Annotated in this window: 20 protein-coding genes and 1 tRNA gene; 18 read left to right on the plus strand and 3 right to left on the minus strand. The window is 47.6% G+C overall.

Annotated elements, in window-relative coordinates:
• Nucleotides 1–53: 53 nt before the first annotated feature.
• A complete protein-coding gene (locus BMZ93_RS00260) occupies nucleotides 54–911 on the plus strand; it encodes a YihY/virulence factor BrkB family protein (RefSeq protein ID WP_091501046.1) in 858 nt (285 codons plus the stop codon).
• Nucleotides 895–1,503, plus strand: a complete 609-nt coding sequence (locus tag BMZ93_RS00265; RefSeq protein ID WP_091501048.1) for a DUF1054 family protein — start codon at nucleotides 895–897, stop codon at nucleotides 1,501–1,503. Before BMZ93_RS00260 ends, BMZ93_RS00265 begins: the two co-directional genes overlap by 17 nt.
• Nucleotides 1,504–1,569: 66 nt before the next feature.
• On the opposite strand, the gene BMZ93_RS00270 is transcribed toward BMZ93_RS00265, so the two are convergent.
• Nucleotides 1,570–3,642: a cation:proton antiporter gene (locus BMZ93_RS00270; protein ID WP_091501050.1), complete on the minus strand. Its 2,073-nt coding sequence runs from the start codon at nucleotides 3,640–3,642 to the stop codon at nucleotides 1,570–1,572.
• 174 nt (nucleotides 3,643–3,816) lie between these two features.
• Between BMZ93_RS00270 and BMZ93_RS00275 the strand changes: the two genes are divergently transcribed.
• Nucleotides 3,817–6,351, plus strand: a complete 2,535-nt coding sequence (locus tag BMZ93_RS00275; protein WP_091501052.1) for a M1 family metallopeptidase — start codon at nucleotides 3,817–3,819, stop codon at nucleotides 6,349–6,351.
• 41 nt (nucleotides 6,352–6,392) lie between these two features.
• On the opposite strand, the gene BMZ93_RS00280 is transcribed toward BMZ93_RS00275, so the two are convergent.
• The gene (locus BMZ93_RS00280) at nucleotides 6,393–6,938 is read right to left on the minus strand and encodes a TetR/AcrR family transcriptional regulator (protein WP_091501054.1); all 546 of its coding nucleotides are present in this window, start codon (nucleotides 6,936–6,938) and stop codon (nucleotides 6,393–6,395) included.
• Nucleotides 6,939–7,046: 108 nt separating this feature from the next.
• Here BMZ93_RS00280 and BMZ93_RS00285 point away from each other — a divergent pair, with 108 nt between their 5' ends.
• The gene (locus tag BMZ93_RS00285) at nucleotides 7,047–7,898 is read left to right on the plus strand and encodes a hypothetical protein (RefSeq protein WP_091501056.1); all 852 of its coding nucleotides are present in this window, start codon (nucleotides 7,047–7,049) and stop codon (nucleotides 7,896–7,898) included.
• A 44-nt stretch (nucleotides 7,899–7,942) separates the two neighbouring features.
• On the opposite strand, the gene BMZ93_RS00290 is transcribed toward BMZ93_RS00285, so the two are convergent.
• The gene (locus BMZ93_RS00290) at nucleotides 7,943–9,286 is read right to left on the minus strand and encodes an HD domain-containing protein (RefSeq protein ID WP_382419370.1); all 1,344 of its coding nucleotides are present in this window, start codon (nucleotides 9,284–9,286) and stop codon (nucleotides 7,943–7,945) included.
• A 79-nt stretch (nucleotides 9,287–9,365) separates the two neighbouring features.
• On the opposite strand from BMZ93_RS00290, the gene BMZ93_RS00295 reads away from it, so the two are divergent.
• The 14 genes from BMZ93_RS00295 (at nucleotide 9,366) to BMZ93_RS00360 (ending at nucleotide 24,831) form a co-directional block, all read left to right on the plus strand.
• Complete coding sequence (locus BMZ93_RS00295) at nucleotides 9,366–9,788, plus strand: YwiB family protein (RefSeq protein WP_091501061.1); 423 nt, start codon at nucleotides 9,366–9,368, stop codon at nucleotides 9,786–9,788.
• Between the two features lie 43 nt (nucleotides 9,789–9,831).
• Nucleotides 9,832–10,383: a DNA-directed RNA polymerase subunit delta gene (rpoE, locus tag BMZ93_RS00300; RefSeq protein WP_091501063.1), complete on the plus strand. Its 552-nt coding sequence runs from the start codon at nucleotides 9,832–9,834 to the stop codon at nucleotides 10,381–10,383.
• 81 nt (nucleotides 10,384–10,464) lie between these two features.
• Nucleotides 10,465–10,538, plus strand: a tRNA-Lys gene (locus BMZ93_RS00305).
• 513 nt (nucleotides 10,539–11,051) lie between these two features.
• Nucleotides 11,052–12,428, plus strand: a complete 1,377-nt coding sequence (locus tag BMZ93_RS00310; protein WP_091501065.1) for an amino acid permease — start codon at nucleotides 11,052–11,054, stop codon at nucleotides 12,426–12,428.
• A 98-nt stretch (nucleotides 12,429–12,526) separates the two neighbouring features.
• Nucleotides 12,527–13,294, plus strand: a complete 768-nt coding sequence (locus BMZ93_RS00315; RefSeq protein ID WP_159427763.1) for a DUF975 family protein — start codon at nucleotides 12,527–12,529, stop codon at nucleotides 13,292–13,294.
• Nucleotides 13,295–13,701: 407 nt separating this feature from the next.
• Nucleotides 13,702–14,637: an aspartate carbamoyltransferase catalytic subunit gene (locus BMZ93_RS00320; RefSeq protein ID WP_091501068.1), complete on the plus strand. Its 936-nt coding sequence runs from the start codon at nucleotides 13,702–13,704 to the stop codon at nucleotides 14,635–14,637.
• The gene (locus tag BMZ93_RS00325; RefSeq protein WP_091501070.1) at nucleotides 14,637–15,899 is read left to right on the plus strand and encodes a dihydroorotase; all 1,263 of its coding nucleotides are present in this window, start codon (nucleotides 14,637–14,639) and stop codon (nucleotides 15,897–15,899) included. Before BMZ93_RS00320 ends, BMZ93_RS00325 begins: the two co-directional genes overlap by 1 nt.
• A 10-nt stretch (nucleotides 15,900–15,909) precedes the next feature.
• Nucleotides 15,910–16,998 (plus strand): carbamoyl phosphate synthase small subunit, encoded by a 1,089-nt coding sequence (locus BMZ93_RS00330; protein ID WP_091501072.1) that lies wholly within the window; start codon nucleotides 15,910–15,912, stop codon nucleotides 16,996–16,998.
• On the plus strand, nucleotides 16,991–20,173 hold the full coding sequence (gene carB, locus BMZ93_RS00335) for a carbamoyl-phosphate synthase large subunit (protein WP_091501073.1): 3,183 nt from the start codon (nucleotides 16,991–16,993) through the stop codon (nucleotides 20,171–20,173). The genes BMZ93_RS00330 and carB overlap by 8 nt, the downstream gene beginning before the upstream one ends.
• 1 nt (nucleotide 20,174) lies before the next feature.
• Nucleotides 20,175–21,110: a dihydroorotate oxidase gene (locus BMZ93_RS00340; protein ID WP_091501075.1), complete on the plus strand. Its 936-nt coding sequence runs from the start codon at nucleotides 20,175–20,177 to the stop codon at nucleotides 21,108–21,110.
• Nucleotides 21,111–21,121: 11 nt separating this feature from the next.
• Nucleotides 21,122–21,850 (plus strand): orotidine-5'-phosphate decarboxylase, encoded by a 729-nt coding sequence (gene pyrF / locus BMZ93_RS00345; RefSeq protein WP_091501077.1) that lies wholly within the window; start codon nucleotides 21,122–21,124, stop codon nucleotides 21,848–21,850.
• 15 nt (nucleotides 21,851–21,865) lie between these two features.
• Nucleotides 21,866–22,495: an orotate phosphoribosyltransferase gene (gene pyrE / locus BMZ93_RS00350; RefSeq protein ID WP_091501079.1), complete on the plus strand. Its 630-nt coding sequence runs from the start codon at nucleotides 21,866–21,868 to the stop codon at nucleotides 22,493–22,495.
• Nucleotides 22,496–22,705: 210 nt separating this feature from the next.
• On the plus strand, nucleotides 22,706–22,804 hold the full coding sequence (locus BMZ93_RS00355; protein ID WP_280139645.1) for a putative holin-like toxin: 99 nt from the start codon (nucleotides 22,706–22,708) through the stop codon (nucleotides 22,802–22,804).
• A 404-nt stretch (nucleotides 22,805–23,208) separates the two neighbouring features.
• Nucleotides 23,209–24,831: a CTP synthase gene (locus BMZ93_RS00360; protein WP_091501083.1), complete on the plus strand. Its 1,623-nt coding sequence runs from the start codon at nucleotides 23,209–23,211 to the stop codon at nucleotides 24,829–24,831.
• The last annotated feature ends 67 nt before the right edge of the window (nucleotides 24,832–24,898 follow it).

A 24,898-nucleotide genomic window follows, 5' to 3' on the forward strand; every position in this document is an offset into this window, starting at 1 on the left:
GTAACAAAAAAAGGACGTCGTGAAGACGTCTTTTTTTATATAATAGGATTACTATGACGAAATCATTCAAAAATACTTGGGATTTTCTTGATCGCAAGTTACATATCAATGATCTGGTAACATACTTTTCCCGGTCACAAATTACGATGGTCGGGCCGACTTTTGCATACTATGTTTTATTAACATTGTTTCCACTGTTAATCACGGTGGTTCTGCTTATTTCGGCCATGGACATTTCAGCGATGCGATTGAATCACATGATGGCGGATTTTTTGCCGGCTTCAGTGCATGATTTCTTATCGCCCGTTTTAACGTCTGTTGCCCATGCAGATACCAAGTCTTACTGGTCCTTGTCCATTCTCTTTATTTTTTGGTCACTATCACGGGTGACCTCTGTTTTGCGTGATTGCTTTAACCGCATCACGGATACGGAAGAGACTGGATTGCCAATTTTGACCCGTTTCTGGTCCTTTATCTGGCTTTTGTTAATGGTAGTTGCTTTTACTGCCATGGCCTTTGCCGGAAATATCTTAGCTGTTTACCTGCATAAGATTCCAGGCTTGGCCGTTTGGGTGGCACCAACGCGCATCCTATTATTACTTGGAATGTGGTTGGTCCTGTTGTGGATGAACTATCAGTTGCCTGCTAAAGCGGCACGGCCACCGTTTTTGGCTTCATTAGCTGGTTCGCTCTTGGACTTGCTTTTGCTGAACGGTTTAAACAAGGTCTTTGCGCTGCTGGCCTCTTTCCAGGTTGGAAAGTACAGTTTCTACCAGTCGCTGACTTCCATCACCATCTTTTTGCTCTGGTTAAACCTGGTCGCTGATATTTTGGTGATTGGTTTCGTGGTGATGACTTGGCTAGCTGGTTTCCGAGGAATACGAGGAGAGAAGAATGTTTCAGAAGAGTGATTTTGATATTTTTAACGACCAGACTTTAAACGGTCGAATGGATAAAGTCCGGACGGTGATTGATCCAAAGTTTGAAGCCTTTGCGGCTGCTGCCATGCCAATTCTAATGGCGGATGGGCGCCCCTGGGTAGCCCATGTGGCCAAGCATAAGATGCGTAAGGTTAACCCACCGGAAAACACCTGGGTGGCCTTTGCGCCCAACAAGCGTGGCTATAAGATGGAGGCCCACTTTGAATTAGGTCTCTGGGATGACCATCTTTATTTCTACTTGGCTATTGAAGAGAATATGAAGAAGACGAAGGCGGACGGTCCGGTTATTGCTGAAAAGCTTCGTGGGATTGCCGATAGGGTTGCTGAACTACCTGCTGACTTTGTCTTGTCGCAAGATCACATGGCAAACAACCGCCACTCTTTGAATGAGTATGATGCCATCGTGGACCGTTATGCGAAGGTGAAGGCTTCCGAAGTCTTAATTGGCCGTCAGATTCCAAAGGATTCTCCTTTGTTAAATGAGAAGTCCGATGAACTCGAGGCCTTCTTGCTGGATACATTGGAAGAGCTCTTACCACTGTATGAACAGTTGGCAGACTAAAGTGTTTATTAAGATAGAAAAAAGCAGACATAAGAATTATGTCTGCTTTTTATATTTGAGAAAGAATTATTCTTCTTCACCCGTTCCCTGTTCCATTAGAAGCAAGGTTTGAGCTTGGTTAATTTCGGTGTAGAGTTCATCGGCTACCGCTGCCTTAACGTGTCCAGCCGCTAGTTCAGTGGAAAGGTGGCTGTACTCGTCGGCGAATGCTTGGATGTATTCAGCCGTTGGTACTGAAACGGCTTCCTTACGGTAGTCGTGGGCAACGATTCGGAAGAAACGGTCCAAGAGCTGGCGAACAGCATCGACGTTTTCGGTGTTTTGATGTTCTTCAAGTTCCCGTTGAAGAGCAGCCGTTAGGAGCTGATCAGCGGCCTTTTGAACGTCCTCATTCAAAGATAGCATGGCCTGACGTCCGTCTTTCCACTGGGCGACTTTGGCAGCAACCTTTGGATTACGTTCCATGAGTTCTTGCTGGTAACGGAGACGTTGTCCCTTTGTAAAAGTTTTTGTCTTCCAGTGCCAGGCAATCTCGTGCTGATAGTGGTGAATCCGCTGGTTTAAACGAGCGAGTGGGTGACGTGAATTAGCCGGTGACAGCAAGCCACGTTGAAGGAAACGGCTATAACGTTCAACGATATCCTGGTCGTAGCCCTGGTTAATGAGATCATCGAGGTAAAGCTGTAGCTCATCTGAAATTTGGCTGAGCAGTGCTAGTGATGCTTGCTCATCGTGTCCCTTTGGACGACCGGTTGTCAGCTTTTGGGACTGAAGAACCTGGGCGATTGCGGCCTTTGTATCATGGTCGGTTAAGCGCTGCTCCATCTTAATAATGGCCGCGTCAATCATATCTGTTCGGGCTTGATTCAGTTCTTTTTCGCTATAGGCCTGTTCCTCCTTTTCAAGTAGGAGAGGCAGAATGAAGGCGGCGACAATCAGTGAAATTAAGATAACAAGGGTGGAAACGAGCAAAATTTCATTTAAGAATGGGAGTGGATGACCGTGGACGGTTGTTGGCAAGGACATAGCCAAGGCCAATGTGACGGCCCCGTGGACCCCGGCGACACCAAAGATTTGGGCCCGCTGTAAGCGGTCCTTTGTTTGGTGCTTCCCGAAGAAACCTTCGAGTCGGTCCTGCTTTTGGAAGGAAACCCAAAGGAAGCGGGCGGCGAACATGGCTAGATAGATGAGCAAGGCTAGCCAGAAGAGTCCAAGGGACTTTTCAAAGCCGAAAGTGCCAATTAGGTTTAGAATCTTTGGAAGGGAGAGACCTAGGATAACGAAGACAATTCCGTTCAATAAGGTGGTAATGGTTTCCCAGATGGTTCCAGAAACAACTCGTGATTCTGTGGCGATTAGCTGCATACGAGACTGCTCGTAGTTATGCAAAATTCCTGCGGCAACAACGGCTAGGATGCCAGAGACACCGAGATGTTCGGCTAAAAGATAAATGACAAAAGGTGTCAGAATGTTTAGCGGAATGGTGGTTGCCTGTGCCGATGAGGCGTGGAAGGAAAGGTAGAGGCGCAGGGCGATGATTAGGCCGGAGGCGATAGCCCCAACGATTAGTCCGCCAAGGGCAACGAGTAGGAACTGTCCAATGCCATCGACCAGGTTAAAAGAACCCTTAGTGTAGACCGAGAGGGCCAAATCCAGCAAAACGATACCAGTTGCATCGTTAAAGAGTGATTCGAGTTCGAGTGACTGATTTAACCCCTTGGGCATTTTTAAGCCGGTGGTCATTGACTTGACGGCAACGGCGTCGGTTGGGACGACGATGGCTGCTAAGGCAATGGCGAGGGTTAATGGCCATTCGGATTGAATCTGGTCGGTAATGACAGCGACGACGGCCACGATGAAGAGGGCAAGAATGACTGAAAGTTGAATAATAGCATTAGCGTGCTTTTTGATTGTTGTAAAGGAAATTCCCTGCCCTTCTTGGAACATCAGTGGCGCGATAATTAGGAAGAGGAAGAACTCGGGATCTAATTCGAAGTTCTTAAAGAGCGGGATGAAGGTGAAGAGGCCTCCAACTGCAATGAGCACTAAAGCCTCCGGAACACGGGGGATGAAGGGCTTTACGATGTTGGCGGCAATTACTGCAATGAGAAGTAGGGCAATTAAATAGAGTACTGGCATGTTTTTTCCTTTTTAATTAGGCGAATGTCTGCTTGCTACTATTATAAATGTGACAAAGATTTCATACAAGAGTGGTAGGAATTCTACCAGAATTCTTTCATTTTCAATCCCCTTTCGCTATAATGAATTTAAGATTCATATTTTCATATTTTTTTAATAAAGGAAGGTATTTTGATGGCATCCATTCAACGTCTTTACGACATTTTTCAACCAGAACACTACGATTTGTTCATTGAGGTTTCTCGTGAGAAGAAGCTGATTACAGGAAAGACAGTCGTGACCGGAGTTGCCAAGCAGACCAAGATGGCCTTGCATCAGCACGATTTGAAGGTCGAATCCGTAACAGTTAACGGCCAAGCCGTTGATTTTAAAACGGTTGATGCAGAAGATCAAATTCAATTTGACGTTCCTGAAGCAGGAAAGCAAACAATTGAAGTTGTCTATGAAGCACCTTTGACTGATAACATGAATGGTATTTACCCTTCATACTACCAAGTGGACGGTGAAGATAAGCAAGTTGTTTCAACTCAGTTTGAAACTTACTTTGCCCGTCAAGCATTCCCAGGAATTGACGAACCAGAAGCTAAGGCGACATTCTCTCTTGCTTTGAAGTTTGACGAGCAACCTGGTGAAGTTGCCATCGCCAACATGCCTGAAACGCGTGTTGAAGACGGTGTGCACTACTTTGAAAAGACAGTCAAGATGTCAACTTACTTGGTTGCCTTTGCCTTCGGAGACTTCCAATCTGTTGAAACCAAGACGAAGTCTGGTATTAAGATTGGTGTCTATGCCACTAAGGCACACCCAGCTAAGGACTTGGACTTCGCTTTGGATATTTCAAAGCGTTCAATTGAATTCTACGAAGACTTTTATCAGACACCATATCCATTGGCGCAATCTTTGCAAGTTGCTTTGCCTGACTTCTCAGCCGGAGCCATGGAAAACTGGGGAATGGTTACTTACCGTGAGGCTTACTTGTTGGTAGACCCTGACAACACGGAATTGGCCATGAAGCAAACCGTTGCCACTGTGATTGCCCACGAATTGGCTCACCAGTGGTTCGGTGACTTGGTCACAATGAAGTGGTGGGATGAATTGTGGTTGAACGAATCATTTGCCAACATGATGGAATTCGTGGCAATCGATGCCATTGAACCCGACTGGCACATTTGGGAAACTTTCAACGCTAACGATGCCCAAGCGGCCTTCCGTCGTGATGCCGTGCCAGGCGTACAACCTGTCCACGTTGAAGTGCACCACCCAGAAGAAATCGATGCGCTCTTCGATCCAGCCATCGTTTATGCCAAGGGTGCCCACTTGCTCGTCATGGTTCGTTCATTAATTGGTGACGACGCCTTGCGTAAGGGCTTGAAGGCCTACTTCGAAAAGAAGTCATACGGAAACGCCACTGGGGATGACCTTTGGGATGCCTTGGGTGTTGCTTCTGGACAAGACATTGGTGCCGTGATGAAGACTTGGTTGGACCAACCAGGTTACCCATTGTTGACGGTGTCAATTGAAGACGGTCGTGTTAAGGTTCGCCAGGCACCATTCGTCTTGGGTGAAAAGCCAGCAAACGACAAGCGACTTTGGCAAGTACCTTTGAAGGCCTCTGCTGAAGGTTTGCCAGCCTTGCTCACAACGGAAGAAGCAGACTTGGGTGACTGGGCTGAAATTAAGGCTGCTTCAAAGGGCCCATTCCGTTTGAACGTTGGAAACGCCGGCCACTACATCGTGCAGTACGATGATGAAATTTTGGCAGAACAAGTGGAAGGCTTGAAGGCGATGTCAGCCATCGACCAGGCCCAGTTCATTCAAAACGCCCTCTTGTTGGCCCAGGCCAACAAGGTTGGCTACGCCGACATCTTGCCAGTCTTGCCTTCTCTTGCTGATTCTGACTCAGCCCTTGTTCAGGACTTTGTCTACCAAGCGATTGCAGCCGTGAAGGTCTTTGCAAAGCCAGGCTCAGATGTTGAAAAGAACTTGAAGGCCTTTACTGCTGAGCTATCTGAAAAGAGCTATGCTCGTCTTGGCTTGGCTAAGAAGGCTAGCGATTCAGTTTCTGATGAATTGGCTCGTCCACAAGTTGTGGCAGCCGCTCTTTACGGTCAGAACAAGGACATGATGGCCGAAGCACACGCCGTCTTTGAGAAGGCAGGAAGCGCGCAAGCATTGCCAGCTGACGGTCGTACTCAAGTCTTGAAGAACGAATTGGTGAACTACAACAGTCAAGAGACTTTTGCAGCACTCTTGTCAGACTACCAAGCAACGTCAAACGCCTCATTGAAGCGTGATCTGTCAGTGGCTTTGGCCGCAACGCCAAACGACTTGCAGGTCAAGGAATTGATTGCCTCCTTCCAGGACCCAGCAATCATCAAGCCACAGGACTTGCGTAACTGGTTCGCCGGTGTATTGGCTAACCCAGTTGGTCAAGACCAGGCTTGGGATTGGGTACAAGCAAACTGGGGATGGTTGGAAGACCGCCTCGGTGGCGACATGTCATTCTCTTCATACATTACCGTTATCTCACGTATCTTTAAGACCCGTGAGAAGTTGGATTCATTTAAGAACTTCTTCGATGGTAAGAAGGACCAACCAGGTATCGCTCGTGAAATCGTGATTGATACGGAAGTCATCGAAAACCGCGTAAACCTTGTTGAAAAGCAAGAAGCTGCCGCGGCAAAGGCTTTGGCTGGTTTGGCTAAGTAAAAATAGATGAATAAAAAAGGACGCCCACTAGGACGTCCTTTTTATTGTGCGATTCGTTTGATGTGCTGAATGAGTTCGTGGTTGGCCTGGGCCACTTCTTCATTACTCTGAGAAAAGCCCTGATGAATCCAGTAGATAATGATGGACGACATGCCGCCGGCCCCAAAGTAGGCAGTTAAATCGTGAATGGGGTCGTGTGGAACTTGAATGATGCTCTCGTCCCGCTTTTCCAAAATGACCTTCTGTAGGAGATACTCTCGCTGGTTCTTAGCAAGGGCCAGCAGGAAGGCTTTGTCGGGTTTAAGTGTTTCATAGCAGCTGTTCAAGACTTTTTCAAAAGTCATGTGGGAAGGATCCATGGTGCCATAGAGGCGGTCGACTAGGCGGCTGACTTTGAGTGTTAATAAATCATCGACTGTTTGAAAGTGCCGGTAGAATGTGCGCCGGGAGAGACCGGCGGTGTCGGTTAGTTCTCCAATCGTGATCTTATCAATTGGCTTGTCCTGCATGAGTTTGGTCAGCCCGCCGAGAAGCATATCGATTGATTGGTTGACCTGATCGGTTCGTTTTATCTTTTTTTCTGTCACGACTGATTATCCTTTGTGCCACTTGGGCGAAAAGCCTTTTATTCTTTCTAAAACTTAGTATACTTTAAGTAATCAAAAGACACAAATGAGACAGTTGGAGGTTAGCCCATGGCAGACTACAAGATTAACTTTAAGATTGATGGCCGAGAAGTAACGCAGGAAGAAATTCACGAAGTCGAATTAAGCCGTTACCACAAGGTGTTCAAGGAGTTCGGTGAAAAGAACATTCCTTTGCAAATGAACGGTCAGTCTTACAAAGTCGAAGACGCCCTGGAAATGACTTTGGAAGACGCTCGAGAATTATTAGCGCAAAGTAAGGAAGCCGTAGGTAAGCAGGGGATGCTTGACTACTACAAGGACGAATTGATTCGTGCCGATAAGATGTGGGAAGACATCGCTGATAAAGCAGATGACAAGCAACCCATGAAGCAGGCGATTGTTGAAGTTGAAACAGAAAATATTTCCCTTATTCAATTCATGCTCTTCAACCAATCCTTGATGGCAGAAAACAACTTGTACTTGCCTTCAAAGGTTCACCCAGAACACTACTACTTTGAAGCTGGTAAGGGGGGGACACAAACAATCGTTGAAACCTTTGGAATGTACAAGGATCCATCTTACTTGCACTTGGTGCCGGGTAAGGGAATGGCCCGTCCTATTCAGCCAGATGCCGATACGGACATGGTGATGATTGGTAAGACGCTGTTAGCTCACAACATGGCTGACACAAAGATTATTGGAATGCACCAGTTCAAAGGTAAGAAGAACGGTTTGCACGTTAAGCTTGGCGTTTTCCTTCCACAATCAGCACCTGATGAAATCCTTGAAGGACACAAGTGGCACTTGATGGTCGAATTCAACAACGGCTTGCACATTGCCAAGGACAAGAAGCCAAACTGGCTACAAAAGATGATTTTGCCACTCGCTTTGAAGAAGGCGGCAAAGGAATTTAAAGAGTAATGATTCAATAAAAAAAGACTTCCAATTGGAAGTCTTTTTTTGTTTTACTGTCCGTCAGGTGTAAAACTGTCGTTTTTAATAAAGGACTTGAAGTCGGCATGGACTTCGGAGAAAAGGTCGTCTGGTCCGTTATAGAGCATTTCTCTTGGGAAGAAGAAACGCTGGTCGAGCGATGCCCGGCCCTTAATGGCGGCCACCAGTGTTGAGAGCTCGGAGAGTTCGCGTTGGCTACCGTCTGGAAGGACGATTTCGATTTGCGTCCGAGGCTTCTTAGCAGTTGGCTTATAGTCATCGTATGGCAAGTCGTAGGCGTCGTTTCGAGCTGTGTAGTAACGGGGATCGAAGCCGGCTTCCTTGACGACTTTTTCGAGTCGGTCCAGGTGAGGAGCTGTTTGCTCGTTGATTTGGATGGACTTCAGTGGCTTACGTCCCAAGAAGCGGCGGGAAAGGTCAGACAAAATCGTATCGTCTGAGTCCTGCCAACCGTTAATGGCGGCTAAGAAAACGTTGTCGTCCAAACGAAGGTACTCGGAAACAGTGAGGTCGTGGTCAGGCTGGAAGGCTGGCGCTAAGAGTGGGCCAACCAAGCTTTTATCTTCCTTACCACTTGCTAGCAGTTCCTTTACGCGGTACAAGATGTGTTCCAAGAGAATTTCCATTCCACGGGAAACAGGGTGGAAGTACACTTGAAGATACATCTGGTAACGGGCAACCAGGTAAGATTCCACGGCATGCATACCGCCAATGTTGACGGCGATTCCGTTCTTGTATGGACGGAGCATGCGAACAATACGGGAAAGGTCGAATTCACCGTATGAAGCGCCGGTGTAGTAGGCGTCGCGGAGCAAGTAATCCATCCGGTCCACGTCGAGCTGTGACGAGATCAGCTGAACCACTTGTGGGTTTGGATAGGTTTTGGCGATGACGGATGCGACTTTGTTAGGAAAGTCAGGACCTTCTTGGAGCAAAACTTCGTGAACTTCAGTGTCGCCCATGATGATTTGCTGGGTCATGGCCTCGTGATCCGTATCAAAGAGGTGTTCGAAGGTGTGGGAGAAAGCACCGTGACCAACATCGTGAAGGAGGGCGGCCGCAAGGGTCACCATTCGTTCTTCAGGGTTCCAAAGACCGTCGCCCTCTTCCTTGGTGGCGTAGTACTCATCAAAGTAGTCGGTTACACGACGAGCCAGCTCGTAGGCACCAGAACAGTGGCCAAAGCGGTCGTGTGTGGCACCGTGAAAAATAGAGTTGGAAACGCCCAGTTGTTGCACACGGCGCAAACGTTGGAATTCCTTTGTGTTAATCAAATCCAAAATCAGCTTATCTTGGATGTGGATGAAGTCGTGAATAGGGTCTCGTAGGACTTTTTCTTGTGCTAATTTTTCCAAAACTTTCACCTTTCCCTTCGTCAATATACCTATTATAATAGAAAGAAGCAAAACTTGCGAAAAATGAGGGCAAATCAACATGGCTGGACAAGCTGTCAAGGTGACTTTTGAATCCAAAATCGTTCAAGACGAGGGCGATGAATCCTATACAATTGAGGCTGACGGCCGTTTAGTGCAAAAGGGTGCGGCCTGGTATTTAACCTATGAAGAAGTGCTCGAAGAGCAGCCGGTCACTAAGGTTTTAGTCAAAATTGAACCAGACCATGTGGCCATTACCCGAACGAACGTCACGAAAACCCGTTTAGTTTTTGAACGGGGATTGGTCGACCATCAGCCTTATCAAACCGCAGCCGGGGTGATGATGCTGGGAACAAATACCAGCGAGTTGCTAATTGATATTGACGAGGAAGAACTACTTGGTAAAGTCGCGCTGTCCTATAGTCTGTCAGCGAACGGGGAAGTCGTCGGCCAATACCAGGTTTCCTTGCAATTTGCTCAATAATTCAGTATTATTAACTAGTTAGAAGTGCGAAAGGATATAAGCCATGTCACAAATTGAAAACGGTCAACTAAAAGAAGAAATGGCCCTGGTGGAAATCGCCACGGCAATCCTATCCGAGCAAAAGCAGGCCATGGCCTTTGCTGATTTAGTACAAGCCATTGAGAACTTCCTGGGAGTTGATGATGAAAGCTTCAAGTCCCGTTTGTCACAGTTCTACACGGACTTGAACACGGATGGTTCATTTATTTCCCTTGGAAACAACGAATGGGCTTTGCGTGCATGGTACCCAGTCGACGCCATCGATGAATCAATTCACGAAATTGATGACGAAGAAGAAAAGCCAAAGAAGAAAAAGAAGGCGTCAAAGAAGGTCAACGTCTTTGCGGATAACGCAAACGATGACGATGTGATCGATTACAACGATGACGACCCTGAAGACGACGACTTTGATGATGTTCCTGATGATGAAAAGACCGACGACGATGATGACGCCGACGAGCAAGATCAAAAGGACGAATCAATCGATGAACACTTGACGGAATTGGCCGGCTCTGATGACTTGGACGACCTTTCTGACGGTGATACAGAGAACTAATTTTTTTCAAAAAATTACTTTTAGAGGCTTGCTTTTTTTAGGGCCCTTCTGTAATATATATTAATGTGCTAAGCACTGATTGCTTCCGTAACTCAGTTGGTTAGAGTAGGGGATTTTTAATCCCAAGGTCCTCGGTTCGAATCCGAGCGGAAGCACTGATAGTCATATCAGGAGACCTTGGGAGATTTCCAGAAAAACGTTCGACAGAGATGTCGGACGTTTTTTGTTTTTCTGCTACTTTTTGTGGTACTTTTTATTTGAAATTTTAATATTAATTAATAAAAACACCTATTTCATTTAGCAAGTAACCGTGCGAATGTAAGCGCTTGTTTATCATTTTTCTTTCATTTTTCTTGAAAAAAGTCTTGCATTTGGTTTAATCATCATTTATGATAGGTTCAACGTAAAGAGGACGAGTAAGTTCGATACAGCATACAGCGACGTCATGGTTGGTGAGAATGGCGGGTGTACGAATTGAAGACTACCTCTTATAAACGACATACGAGTAGCGCGTGAAAGTATGCCCGGTTTGACCAACCGTTACATCGGTCAGATTAAGGTTACGTGTGTTAACGTAGCAAATTTGGGTGGTACCACGCGACGGCGTCCCTAGCTTTGAGCTAGGGACGCCTTTTTTGTTAACACAAACCCGATTAGGAGTGTCTATCATGGCAGAAAAAAATAATGAATTGAATCGATCCCTTTCATCATTCCAAATGGAAATGATTGCATTGGGCGGCACCATTGGTGTCGGCCTCTTCATGGGGGCGGCCTCGACCATTCAATGGACCGGGCCATCTGTTATCTTGGCCTACCTATTGTCAGGTTTGGTCTTGTACATTGTGATGCGAGCTTTGGGTGAGATGTTGTACATCGACCCTGAAGTTGGATCTTTTGCAAATTACGCTAAACACTACATTCATCCAGCTGCTGGTTACTTAACGGTATGGGCCAACGTGATTCAGTGGTTGATGGTCGGTATTTCTGAAACGATTGCCGTTGGAATGTATCTTGACTACTGGTGGCCAGGTATTCCAACGTGGGTAACGGGCGTTGTTGTTTTGGCAACGTTAACGGCCGCTAACCTGGTAACGGTTAAGGCCTACGGTTCTATGGAAGCATGGTTCTCATTGATTAAGGTGTTGACAATTGTCTTCATGATTATCCTTGGCTTCATGGTAATCTTGCTTGGTGTTGGTAACCACGGTCACCCACTTGGTTTCTCAAACCTTTGGTCACACGGCGCATTCTTCGCCGGTGGCTTCAAGGGCTTTATGTTCGCCTTGTCAATTGTTATGACGTCATACCAGGCCATTGAATTGATTGGAATCACAGCTGGTGAAGCCAAGGATCCACAAACGGCCATCGTGAAGTCAATCAAGTCCATTGTGGCTCGTATCTTGATTTTCTACGTTGGTTCAATCTTCGTAATTATCACGATTTACCCATGGAACCAGTTGGACCAAGTTGGGTCACCATTCGTTGAGACGTTCTCACGGGTTGGAATTACGGCTGCTGCCGGTATCATTAACTTTGTTATGATGACAGCTGCTATCTCAGCTTTGAACTCAGGTTTGTTCTCATCATCTCGTATGCTTTACACGCTTGCCTTGAACAAGGAAATTTCTCCTAAGTTCTTGAAGCTATCAAAGCGCCGCGTTCCTGAAGTTGCTGTTTTGGCTATGTCAGCCGGTATCTTACTTGGAATTGTCTTGAACGCCTTGTTGCCACTTATCTGGCACGACTCATCAAAGATTTTCGTCATGGTTTATTCCGCTTCGACTTTGCCAGGAATGGTGCCATGGTTCGTTATCCTTTGGAGTCAAATCAAGTTCCGTAAGGAACATCCAGAGTACTTGGAAGGACATCCATTTAAGTTGGCGATGTCACCAATTTCAAACTACTTTGCCATGTTCATGCTCTTGATTACTTTGGTCTTCATGACAATCAACCCTGATACGCAGATTCCATTGTTGATTGGATTCTTGCTATTGGCCTTGGTTTTGGTGGTTTACTTTGTTCGCCACCGCAACGATGCTAAATAAGTTTTCTTAAAAGAAGCCTTCGGGCTTCTTTTTTTGTTAGCGAAAGTCGGGTTATTCACGTTATAATAGATGAAATAAATCATTTAATGGAGGTCGAAATGACTAGAAGAGAAGTACGCCAACAGTTGAAGGCGAACGCACGAGAAAAGATGGCGGGGAACTGGCTATACTTAGCCCTTGTGACTTTACCAGCCGTCATGTTTTCATGGATTGGTGACCGTGCCTTTGATCGATTAGACGCATTCTCTGCGATTAATAACGCATCATCAATGGATATTCATGAATTCTCGAATACCTTCGGGGATGGTAGCTTGTTTAATGTGACAACGCCATCGATGATGTCCTTTGGAGATGGAACGGCCAAGGGTCTTTTGGCCTTTTTCGCCGCTACTGCAGCTACTTACTCTTTGCTGGATTACAGTCGTGCTGAAAAGAAGTTGCCACACCCATTCTTGCAAGCCATTGAGGCATACAAGACAAAGGGACTCTTTGTGGGAACAATCGCTGTTGCTGTCTTGCAATTAGTTTGGACGCTTCTATGGACCTTTGTCTTCATTATTCCTGGAATCATCAAGTCTTTCTCATACTCACAAGCCTTCTATGTATTGAAGGATGCCAAGACAAATGGCGAAGATATTCGCTACCGTGACGCCATTACTCGCTCCCGCGAGTTGATGGATGGCCACAAGTGGGAGTACTTTGTTTTGCAATTGTCCTTCCTTGGTTGGTCAATCTTGGCCTACTTGGTTCTTGGCCTTGGAATGGTTATCCTGTTGCCATACATGTACCTGACTTATGCCGGATACTATGACTACTTGAAAAAGGATTTGGCAGACAAAAACGCAGCGGAAACAGTTGCTGAATAATTGATTGAGTCCTAGCATGTGCTAGGACTTTTTTGATACCCACTTTTTAAAACGAATGAAAGTTTTGATTTTATTGAAACAAAAGTCGTGTTCGTCATGAATTTAAGCAGTTTCCGAATGTTTTTTGATAATTATTTTCTAACCTTTGCTTGTGCAATTTAAATAGAAGTGTTACGATAGAAAAAATCGAATCACACCTTTAAAGTTGATCAGAGAATCACTAAGGTATGCGATTGCGGTTGTTTGCCCTCCCAGACCAGGGAAGAGTGCCACCAGTGGTGGAGACAAGTGAAGCTTTTTTAGCAGAACAAAAAAGACTCGGTTCGGCGAAGAACTCAATAGGATATCTGAAATGACAAAGCTCTGATCAATTGATCAGGGCTTTTTTTGTCGGATATTTGGAGGAAATGATGGAGAAGAATGTGCATAACCTAGTGGACTTGGCGGATTTATCCAAAGCAGAGTTGAACGGACTCTTGGATACAGCCATTGCTTATCAAAAAGGAGCGGCAGTTCCAAAGTTAAAGCGGGACGTGGCTGTTGCTAATCTTTTCTTTGAAAATTCGACGCGTACGGTGACTTCCTTCCAGATGGCCGAGCATCGGCTGGGACTGAGTCGCTTTGACGTCAACATCAATGGTTCCTCGGTTCAAAAGGGGGAGAGTCTGGCAGATACGGTGAAGACGGTGCAAGCGATTGGCATGGACTTGGCAGTCATCCGCCACAGTGAAACCGGCTGGTATCAGAATTTAGAAAGCGACCCAAACATTCGCCTGTCTCTTGTTAACGCTGGTGACGGTGCGGGAGTTCATCCTTCCCAGACTCTCCTAGATCTGATGACGATTAAAAAAGAGTTCGGTGACTTTGCCGGCCTGAAGATTGGGATTGTCGGTGATTTATCCCACTCACGGGTAGCCAAGTCCGACGCCAAGATTTTTAAGGAGCTGGGGATGCAGGTGTTCTTCGCCGGACCAGAGGAATGGTGGAGCGAAGAGCTGGCCGAGTACGGACAGTACGAAGCAATCGATGATTTACTCGAACAAGTTGATGTGCTGATGTGTCTGCGGGTGCAGCTGGAACGACTGGAAGAAAGCGGACGGGATAACTTCACGGCGGACGCTTACCACGAGGCTTACGGGCTGACAAAGGACCGTGCGAAGAGGTTGAAAGGTTCGGCCATTATCATGCATCCGGCGCCAGTGAACCGCGGGGTTGAAATCGATTCGGATTTGGTAGATGGTGCACAGTCGCGCATCTTTGACCAGATGGCAAACGGGGTCTACGCCCGAATGGCCATCCTAACGCGGGTCTTACAAAAGCAAGGGTTGATGGAGGAAAAGTAATGGACAAAATTATTAAAAATGTAATCATTGACGGGCAAAAGTCAGCCATTGTCATTTCCGATGGCAAGATTGCTGGTGTCGGTCGGGCTTTTGCAGCCAAGCCGGGTTCTGAAATTATTGATGGGAAGGGAATGACCGCCATCCCCGGCCTCGTCGACGTTCACGTCCACTTCCGCGACCCAGGGTTAACCGAAAAGGAAACAATTCGGACTGGGTCAGAGGCTGCTGCTGCTGGTGGGTTCACAACGGTGTTAACCATGCCAAACGTACTGCCTGTCATTGACCAGGTGGCGACTTTGGAAAAGCAGGTTGCCTTAAACAAGGAAAAGGGACTTGTCAAAGTCGGCCAGATTGCGGCCATTACCGACGAATTAACGACTGACCGAGTAACGGATATTGCGGCACTGAAACAGGCCGGCGCAAAGGCCTTTTCAAACGATGGTCACGGTGTCCAAGAAGCAAAAACAATGTTGGAAGCGATGAAGGCTGTGGCTGCGGTCGGTGGCATCATGACGGTTCACTTGGAAGACAACGGTTTGGCAGACGGCGGGGTCGTTGATCCGGCCGCCAGCGAACGCTTAGGATTACCAGGTTTGACCGCTCTGTCCGAGACAACCCAATTGGCTCGCGACATTGAGTTAGTGCGAGCCACGGGCTGCCGCTACCATGTGGCCCACGTTTCAAGCCAACAGTCAGTTGAATTGATTCGCCAGGCGAAGAAAGAGGGCTTGCCTATCACAGCGGAAGTGAGTCCCCACCACCTCTTCTTGGACGAAAGTATGATTCAGGGTGACGATACGAACTTCAAGATGAATCCACCGCTGCGGACGAAGGAAGACCGCTACGCTTTGATTGCCGGTCTGCTAGACGGCACCATCGACATGATTGCCTCGGACCATGCACCACATACGGAAGAGGATAAGGCCGGTTCAATTGCCGACTGTGCCTTCGGAATTGTTGGATTGGAAACGACTTTGCCATTGGTTTACGAACGCTTTGTGGCATCGGGCCTAGTTGATTTGAAGACGGCGGTTTCCTGGTTGAACAAGAAGCCGATTGAAGGATTTGCGTTGAATGAAGCCGGTCAGCTACGAGCAGGAGATGCCGCTGACATCGTCTTGTTGGACGTTGAGCAGGCCTTCCAGATTAATCCGGAAAGCTTCCACTCCAAGGGTAAGAACACGCCCTTTGCTGGAGAAGAAGTGCACGGGTTGGTGATGAAAACCTTTGTGGACGGTCAATTGGTCTTTTCAAAAGAATAAGGAGAATGGGATGGAACGCTATTTAGTTTTAGAGAACGGTTCGATTTATCAGGGACAGGCCTTCGGGGCGCAAGGAGAGTTGTTGACGGAGGCGGTTTTCTCAACGGGGATGACCGGCTACCAGGAAACCATGACGGATCCATCTTATTACGGCCAAAGCATGGTCTTTACTTACCCACTAATTGGAAACTACGGGATTAACTTAGACGATAACGAAGCGGATGCACCAGCCGTGGACGCCATTATCGTCAAAGAGTTAGCCCGCCGCCCATCGAACTTTCGCTCGGTAATGTCAGTCGGTGATTATGCCAAGGAAAACGGTGTGGTTGGGATTCAGGGAGTCGACACCCGTAAGTTGGCAAAAGAAATTCGCCAGCAGGGTTCAATGAAGGCGGTCATCGTTAATTCACTTGATCAAAGTCGCATCGACGCGCTTTTTGATCAGGATTACGATGCCTTGCTGCAGGAGAAGCGAGCCCAACAGGCAGTAGCGGTACCTGCCTTGAGCAAAGAAGAGGCTGACCTGCATGTGGCCTTGATTGACTTTGGAATGAAGGACTCCATCATGAAGGCGCTGGAGAAGCGGGGAATTGCGGTGACGGTCTTCCCGGCGGACAGCGACTTTGAAACGGTGGCTGCTAGCCAACCGGACGGAGTGCTTTTGTCGAACGGACCGGGAAACCCAACGGACTGTGACTTTGCTTATCCTTTGATTCGCCAGCTGCAAGAGCATTACCCACTGCTCGGTATCTGTCTGGGCCACCAGCTCTTCGCTTTGGCCAACGGTGCGGAAACCTACAAGATGAAGTTTGGCTACCGTGGCTTTAACCACGCGGTTTGGGATGTCAGCCAACAGGCCAAGCACTTTACCTCGCAAAACCACGGCTACGCGGTGGACACTCAGTCGCTGGAAGATACGGACCTCGAGGTGACTCACGAAGAAATTAATTCCCGCTCGGTCGAAGGGGTGCGCTTGAAGAACCGACCAGCCTTCTCGGTGCAGTTTCATCCGGATGCCTGCCCTGGTCCCCACGATTCAGAGTATATTTTTGACCAATTCGTCTCATTAATGACAACAAAGGAGCTCGTCAATGCCTAAACGAAATGATCTTCATAAAATTTTGGTAATCGGTTCTGGACCAATTGTGATTGGACAGGCCGCGGAGTTTGATTACTCGGGTTCACAGGCCTGCTTGGCCTTGAAGGAAGAGGGCTATGAAGTTATTCTAGTCAATTCCAACCCAGCCACTATCATGACCGACGAAGAGGTCGCGGACAAAGTTTACATGGAGCCGCTGACCAAGGAATTTTTAAAGAAGATTATTTTAGAAGAAGAGCCCGACGCGATTTTGCCAACCTTAGGTGGGCAAACGGGGCTGAACCTGGCCAAAGAACTGGCCGACTCTTCGCTCTTAAAGGAGAAAGGGATTGAGTTACTCGGAACAAAGCTGAAGGCCATTGAACAGGCCGAAGACCGACAGCTCTTTAAGGACCTCATGGACGAATTGCAGGAACCAGTTCCTGCATCGGCCATCGCCACAACGGTGGAAGAGGCGCAGGCGATTGCTAAACAGATTGGCTTTCCTTTGGTTGTTCGACCAGCCTACACGCTGGGTGGTTCTGGCGGTGGCTTTGTCGACAACGAAGCGGAGTTACAAAGCATCGCGACCCACGGCTTGGACCTCTCACCAGTTAACCAGGTTTTGATTGAGCAGTCGATAGCCGGCTTTAAGGAAATCGAGTTCGAGGTGATGCGCGATTCATCTGATAACGCGTTAATCGTGGCCAGCATGGAAAACGTGGATCCAGTTGGTATCCACACGGGGGACTCAATTGTCGTTTCGCCAACACAGACTTTGGCCGACCGGGAATACCAAATGATGCGTGACGCGGCCCTAAAGATTATCCGCGCCTTGAAAATCGAGGGTGGTGTGAACATCCAAATGGCGTTGGATCCAAACTCCTTTGACTACTACATCATCGAAGTGAATCCACGAGTTTCCCGCTCATCGGCATTGGCTTCCAAGGCGACGGGTTATCCTATTGCTAAGATGGCGGCCAAGATTGCTACTGGTCTGACTTTGGATGAAATTAAAAACCCAATTACGCAGACAACCTGGGCGGTCTTTGAACCAGCCTTGGACTACGTGGTCACCAAGATTCCACGCTTTCCATTCGATAAGTTCAAGGAAGCAAACCGAGCGCTGGGTACCCAGATGAAGGCGACCGGAGAGGTAATGGCCATCGGGCGTACCTTTGAAGAATCCTTGCAAAAGGCAATTCGTTCCTTGGAAATCGACCAGAAGGATTTGACCGGAGTGGGTTACCATGACCGTTCGGTTGAAGACATGCTGGCGGATTTGATGCCTGGAAAGGAAGACCGAATCTTTGTCCTAGCGGAGTTAATCCGGCGGGGTGTCACGGTGGAAAAAATCCATGACATTACTAAAATCGATTTCTTCTACCTGGACAAGATTCAGCACATTGTTGAAATCGAGCAGGCCTTTAAAAAGAATCCAGCCGATGCCAAAGTCTTGAAAGAAGCCAAGGTTTACGGCTTCTCGGATGCAACGCTAGCAGCACTGTCCGGTAAGGATGAAATGGTCGTTCGCTCAGATCGACTCGCCGATGGGATTTGCCCAGTCTACAAGATGGTGGATACAGCCGCCGGGGAGTTTGAGTCGAAGACGCCTTACTACTACGGGACTTACGAAGACGAAAACGAATCAATTCGCACGAAGCGCCCATCAGTTTTGGTACTGGGTTCTGGTCCCATCCGAATTGGCCAGGGAGTCGAGTTCGACTACGCCACGGTGCACGCGGTGAAGGCCTTACAGGCCGCTGGCTATGAAGCCATTATTCAGAACTCGAATCCGGAAACGGTTTCAACCGACTTTGCCATCTCGGATAAGCTCTACTTTGAACCATTGACGCTGGAAGACGTGTTGAACGTCGTTGATTTAGAGCAACCACTAGGTGTGCTTGTGCAGTTCGGTGGTCAGACGGCTATCAATCTGGCGGAAGGTTTGGTCAAGGCAGGTGTAAACCTGCTTGGAACCAACCTTGAAACCATTGACGAAGCCGAGGACCGGGATAAGTTCAACAAGGTCATGGACGAATTGAACCTAATTCAAGCCGACGGGGCATCGGCTACGACCGAAGAAGAGGCCGAAGAGGCTGCCAATAAGATTGGCTATCCACTTCTGATTCGTCCATCTTACGTCATTGGTGGCCGAGGGATGGAAGTCCTCGATAATTCCGCGGAACTCAAGCGCTACATGACGGAGGCTGTCAAAGTCTCCCGCGACCATCCGGTCTTGCTAGACTCCTACCTAACTGGTCAGGAAGCCGAGCTGGACTTGATTTCGGATGGTAAGGATGTGGTTATCCCCGGCATCATGGAGCACGTTGAACGGGCTGGAATTCACTCTGGTGATTCCATGTCGGTCTATCCACCACAGGCGCTCTCATCTGACATTCAGGAGAAAATGATTTTGGCTGCGACAAAGTTGGCCCGCCGCCTAAAGGTGGTTGGCTTGATGAACGTGCAGTTTGTTATTCACAACAACGAGGCCTACGTGATTGAAGTGAACCCACGGGCTTCACGAACGGTGCCTTTCCTATCAAAGGTAACCAAGGTGCCAATGGCACAGTTGGCAACCTTGGTATCACTGGGCCATTCACTGAAGGACTTGGGCTACAGCTCTGGATTGGCCGAACAGTCCAAGCGGGTGCACGTCAAAGCACCGGTTTTCTCCTTCGAGAAGTTGCCAGATGTGAACCAAACGCTGGGCCCTGAAATGAAGTCAACCGGGGAGGCGATTGGTTCTGCCGATACCTACCCAGAAGCCTTGAAGAAGGCCTTCTTATCAGCTAAGTTGCCTGACTTAGCAGCCAATGCCAAGGTTTACCTGAGCTTTTCTGCAAAGGAAGAAGATGAGGCGCTGCCACTTGTGCAGCAGCTGATTGAATCTGGCAAGCAGCTCTTAGCTTCTGGTCAGACGGCCGATTTCTTAGAAAAGTCAGGCTTCCCCGTTCAACGAGTGGAGAGTGACCAGGAACTTGTTGAACGCTTTGCTTCAGCAGACGTTGACTTGGTGGTTGATACCATCGACTTGTTAGAAGAGGAAGCGCCACTGCAGGCTCGCGTCCGTGAACTAGCAACGGATGATGGCCGACCAATTTTAACGGCAATCGATACCTTTGCAGCCTTCTGCCAGGCCATGGCAGTCGCAAGCAAAACGCTATCCGTACAAGCATTAGGAGATGAATAAGATGACAGAAAAGAATTTAAAGACGCAACTTGCCCACGTAGCCTTTGATGGTCCTTTGTTGAATGCCTCAGGTATTCACTGCCAAACGGCGGACGAATTGGCTGATCTTGCCGCAACGGCCAACTTGGGCGGGATTGTGACTAAGTCAGCGACGCTTCTTCCCCGCCAGGGAAATGAGAATCCCCGTTACTACGACTTGGCTTACGGATCGATTAACTCAATGGGCTTGCCAAACTTGGGCTATCCCTTCTACTTGGACTACGTGCAAAAGGAAGAGGCTAAGCCAACCATCCTTTCAGTAGCCGGATTGTCAGCTGACGATGTGATTGAAGTGCTCCGGGATGTCCAAAATTCTGATTACCAGGGGTTAACGGAATTAAATCTCTCTTGCCCCAACGTGATTGGGAAGCCCCAAACGGCCTACGACTTTGTCGCCACTCGCAAGGTTTTGGAACGTATCTTTGAATTCTTCACCAAGCCAATCGGTGTGAAGCTACCACCTTACTTTGACTTAGTGCACTTTGACCAAATCGCAGCGGTCCTAAACGACTTTCCATTGACCCACGTCAACACGGTCAACTCGGTCGGAAATGGATTAGTTGTCGATATTGAGAAGGAACAGGTGGTGACCAAGGCCAAGGGTGGATTCGGTGGCCTTGGTGGAGCAATGATTTTGCCAACGGCGCTGGCCAACGTTCGCGCCCTGCGTCAGCGCTTGAATGACAACATTGCCATCATTGGAACCGGGGGTGTCACGACCGGTGCTGACGTCTTCGCCCATATTCTCTGTGGGGCCGACATGGTTTCTGTTGGAACGCAGGTAATTAAGGAAGGTTTGGGGGTCTATGACCGTTTGACCCAAGAACTGCAAGACATTATGGATGAAAAGGGCTATACAAGTTTGGCAGACTTCCGTGGTAAGTTGCAGGAACTATAAGGGGAGAGAAGATGAGCCAATCACTGATGGTGGCCTTTGATGTGCCAGATAAAAAAGCAGCCTTAAAACTGGCTGAAGAGCTGGGCGGTGGACAAGGTAAGACTGCCAAAGTCGGAATGGAACTCTACTATAAAGAGGGTGCTGCTGTTGTGCAGGATTTGCAGGAACAGGGTTTTGCGATTTTCTTGGATTTGAAACTCTTTGATATTCCGAACACCGTCCAAAAGGCCATGTTACAGTTAGCCCGTTTAGGCGTCGACTTCGTGACCGTCCATGCCATGGGTGGTAAAAAGATGTTACAGGCTGCCAAGCGTGGGCTGGAACAGGGCGCTCTTGAAAGTGGTCTGCCAGCGCCTAAGCTCCTGGCTGTGACGGAATTGACATCGATTTCCGAAGCCATTCTAAAGGATGAACAAAACTGTCGCTTAAACCTAAAGGAGCAAGTGGAGCAGCTGGCCTTGCTGGCAAAGGCAGCCGGCTGTGACGGCGTGGTCTGTTCGGCCTTGGAAGTGGCTGATTTACATCAAGTGGTTGGGGATGACTTCTTCTACTTGGTACCTGGTATCCGGATGGCCAATGATCAAGTCGGCGATCAGGTCCGAGTGGCCACACCTGCCAAGGCCAAGGCCTGGGGAGCCTCAGCCATTGTCGTCGGCCGGCCAATTAACCAGAGTACTGATGTTAAAACGGCCTATCAGGCCTACCTAGCTGACTGGCAAGGTAGCGAGCAAGAAAAGTAAGAAGTGGAGCGGACGATGACTTTACAAACAGAAATTATGAACCAGTTGATTGATGAACAAATCGTCAAATTCAAGGAAGAGGGGCATTTCACCTTTGCCTCCGGTATTCACTCACCCATCTACACAGATCTGCGCCAGACGATTTCTTATCCAAAAACGCGCAAGGACATCACGAAGGCGTTGGCTGCACTGGTGAAAGAGCATTATCCTGATACAACGGTGATTGCCGGTGTGGCGACAGCCGGGATTCCACAGGCGGCCCTGGTAGCTGACGAACTAGACTTGCCAATGGTCTATGTTCGCTCGAAACCAAAGGACCATGGAACCAAGAGCCAGATTGAGGGTGTGATTCGTGAAGATGACAAGGTGCTCTTAATTGACGACTTGATTTCAACCGGTGGCTCCGTTTTGAAGGCGGCCAAGGCCGTACAGGCTGCGAACTACCAGGTGAGCGGCGTGCTCAGCATTTTCTCCTACGGTTTCCCAGATGCTATGCAGAACTTTGAGGATGCTGGTCTGACTTTTGAACCAGTCATCACTTATTCTGATTTGTTGCTTCGTTACCAGGAGCGGGCGGGGATGCCGGCTGATAAAGTCGCTTCCTACCAATCCTGGCATGAAGACCCATGGAACTGGGAAAAGTAATCTCTAATAGACACTCCAAATAAAATCGTATAAAAAGGCTCTGCATCAACTGCAGAGCCTTTTTATTGAACATTTTTATTTTGACTTTTTTGTTATAATTTTGGCATAGAAACAAGTGAAGATGGTAGCTATCCTTTCAATTAAGGAGGTGATGTATATGGTTGTCAAAACCAATGCTCAAATCCGAAGAAAGGAGATGCCTAGGTGCCGGTGACGGACGTCTTACAGCTGATGCTAGTTTTTGGGATTCTTATTCTGAATTTACTAGCACTCGTTGTTGAGCTTATTAAATTAGGCCAAAAAAAATAACTATCTTTTGCTTTGCTGGCCTGAGATAGTTATTCATAACTAATAAAGGGTAGTCACCGTTAAACGGGTTTCTAGGAGCAATCGAGTTGCTGCTCGGTTGCTCTTCTTTATGTCTATATTATATGCCCGCTAGAATATCACTGCAAGCATATCAATCGTTAAGTGATGAATAATTGTGATGATTTCGGGCAATTTTTATTCTTATATGGAGTCAATCTTAAATTTAAAAATTTCTTGACAACCCCCATAGCAATCAGTAATATATATTAGGGCTCACATTTAATGTGAATACGTTTAATAGCTCCCAAGCATTGGCTTGGGAGTTTTTCTATTTTATATATGCCTGGTTGACCGAAACCCATCGGAAAGACACCAGCAGTTTTGGCAAAGCTACAGGAGGCAGTATGGCTAAGAAACAAACCAAGTATATTTTCGTTACCGGTGGAGTTGTTTCCTCACTTGGTAAGGGAATCGTGGCAGCATCATTGGGACGCTTGTTGAAGAACCGCGGACTCAAGTTGGCTATCCAAAAGTTGGATCCATATATCAACATCGATCCAGGTACCATGTCACCATACCAACACGGTGAAACATACGTGACGGGTGATGGTTTGGAAACTGATTTGGACATGGGACACTACGAGCGTTTCATCGACATCAACACGAACATGTACTCAAACGTAACAACTGGTCGAATCTACTCAGAAGTTTTGGCTAAGGAACGTCGTGGTGATTACAACGGTGCCACTGTTCAGGTTATTCCTCACATCACAAACGCCATTAAGGACAAGATTGTCAAGGCCGGTGAATCAAAGGATGCCGACGTTGTGATCGTCGAAGTTGGTGGAACTGTTGGTGATATCGAATCATTGCCATTTATCGAAGCTTTGCGTCAGATGAAGTCTGATTTTGGTAACGATAATGTCTTCTACATCCACACGTCATTGATTGTTTACTTGCGTGCGGCTGGTGAAGCTAAGACAAAGCCAACTCAACACTCAGTGACACAGCTACGTTCAATGGGTATCCAACCTGATATGTTGGTTTTGCGTACTGAAAAGCCATTGACTGAGTCATTGATTGAAAAGTTAGCAACCTTTACGGATGTTAACCCTGACGCCGTTGTGGAGTCACGCGACGTTGAGACTTTGTACGAAATTCCTTTGAACTTGCAAGTACAGCACATGGATGACGTTGTCTTGAGCAAGTTGAAGTTGGATGCTCCTGAAGCGGACATGACGGAATGGAAGCAAATGGTTGAAACCATCAAGCATCCTAAGAACACTGTCAAAGTCGCAGTGGTTGGAAAGTATACTGACCTTCCTGATGCCTACATTTCTGTTAACGAATCATTGAAGCACGGTGGTTACAGCGAACAAACTGACGTTCAAATCGACCACATCAAGTCTGAAACAGTGACTGCTGAAAACGTGGCTGAAAAGTTGAAGGACTACGATGGTATCATGGTTCCTGGTGGCTTCGGTGCCCGTGGAACAGAAGGTAAGATTCAAGCCATCAAGTATGCCCGTGAAAACAACGTGCCATTCTTGGGTGTCTGCTTGGGTATGCAATTGGCCTCTGTTGAATTCGCCCGTGACGTCTTGGGTTACGCCGATGCCAACTCAATTGAGTTGAACCCTGAAACGACACACCCAATCATCTCATTGATGAATGACCAAAACGAAGTGACAAACCTCGGTGGAACACAGCGTTTGGGATTCTACCCAACGGCACTTTTGCCAGGTACGAAGACCGCTGCTGCCTATGGTAACGTGGAAGAAGTTGACGAACGTCACCGTCACCGTTACGAATTCAACACGGAATACCGTCAAGAATTCGAAGATGCTGGTATGATTTTCTCAGCCACATCACCTGACAACAAGTTGATGGAAGTCATCGAATATCCAAAGAACGACTTCTTCATCGCTGCTCAGTACCACCCAGAATTCATCTCACGTCCAAACAAGCCAGAAGGTTTGTACCACGCCTTCATCAAGGCTGCGATTGCTGAAAAGGCATCTAAGTAATCTGGGCATTTTAATTCAAAATGTATCAAAAAAAGACCGCTGTCCAGGCGGTTTTTTTGATACGAAA

The organism is Fructobacillus durionis (assembly GCF_900112405.1).
Classification (GTDB): Bacteria; Bacillota; Bacilli; order Lactobacillales; family Lactobacillaceae; genus Fructobacillus; species Fructobacillus durionis.

Bases quoted from the DNA above. Each gene is read 5' to 3' on its own strand.
- BMZ93_RS00260 (WP_091501046.1), top strand. From the start codon at position 54: ATGACGAAATCATTCAAAAATACTTGGGATTTTCTTGATCGCAAGTTA.
- BMZ93_RS00265 (WP_091501048.1), top strand. From the start codon at position 895: ATGTTTCAGAAGAGTGATTTTGATATTTTTAACGACCAGACTTTAAAC.
- BMZ93_RS00270 (WP_091501050.1), bottom strand. From the start codon at position 3,642: ATGCCAGTACTCTATTTAATTGCCCTACTTCTCATTGCAGTAATTGCC.
- BMZ93_RS00275 (WP_091501052.1), top strand. From the start codon at position 3,817: ATGGCATCCATTCAACGTCTTTACGACATTTTTCAACCAGAACACTAC.
- BMZ93_RS00285 (WP_091501056.1), top strand. From the start codon at position 7,047: ATGGCAGACTACAAGATTAACTTTAAGATTGATGGCCGAGAAGTAACG.
- BMZ93_RS00295 (WP_091501061.1), top strand. From the start codon at position 9,366: ATGGCTGGACAAGCTGTCAAGGTGACTTTTGAATCCAAAATCGTTCAA.
- rpoE (WP_091501063.1), top strand. From the start codon at position 9,832: ATGTCACAAATTGAAAACGGTCAACTAAAAGAAGAAATGGCCCTGGTG.
- BMZ93_RS00310 (WP_091501065.1), top strand. From the start codon at position 11,052: ATGGCAGAAAAAAATAATGAATTGAATCGATCCCTTTCATCATTCCAA.
- BMZ93_RS00315 (WP_159427763.1), top strand. From the start codon at position 12,527: ATGACTAGAAGAGAAGTACGCCAACAGTTGAAGGCGAACGCACGAGAA.
- BMZ93_RS00320 (WP_091501068.1), top strand. From the start codon at position 13,702: ATGATGGAGAAGAATGTGCATAACCTAGTGGACTTGGCGGATTTATCC.
- BMZ93_RS00325 (WP_091501070.1), top strand. From the start codon at position 14,637: ATGGACAAAATTATTAAAAATGTAATCATTGACGGGCAAAAGTCAGCC.
- BMZ93_RS00330 (WP_091501072.1), top strand. From the start codon at position 15,910: ATGGAACGCTATTTAGTTTTAGAGAACGGTTCGATTTATCAGGGACAG.
- carB (WP_091501073.1), top strand. From the start codon at position 16,991: ATGCCTAAACGAAATGATCTTCATAAAATTTTGGTAATCGGTTCTGGA.
- BMZ93_RS00340 (WP_091501075.1), top strand. From the start codon at position 20,175: ATGACAGAAAAGAATTTAAAGACGCAACTTGCCCACGTAGCCTTTGAT.
- pyrF (WP_091501077.1), top strand. From the start codon at position 21,122: ATGAGCCAATCACTGATGGTGGCCTTTGATGTGCCAGATAAAAAAGCA.
- pyrE (WP_091501079.1), top strand. From the start codon at position 21,866: ATGACTTTACAAACAGAAATTATGAACCAGTTGATTGATGAACAAATC.
- BMZ93_RS00360 (WP_091501083.1), top strand. From the start codon at position 23,209: ATGGCTAAGAAACAAACCAAGTATATTTTCGTTACCGGTGGAGTTGTT.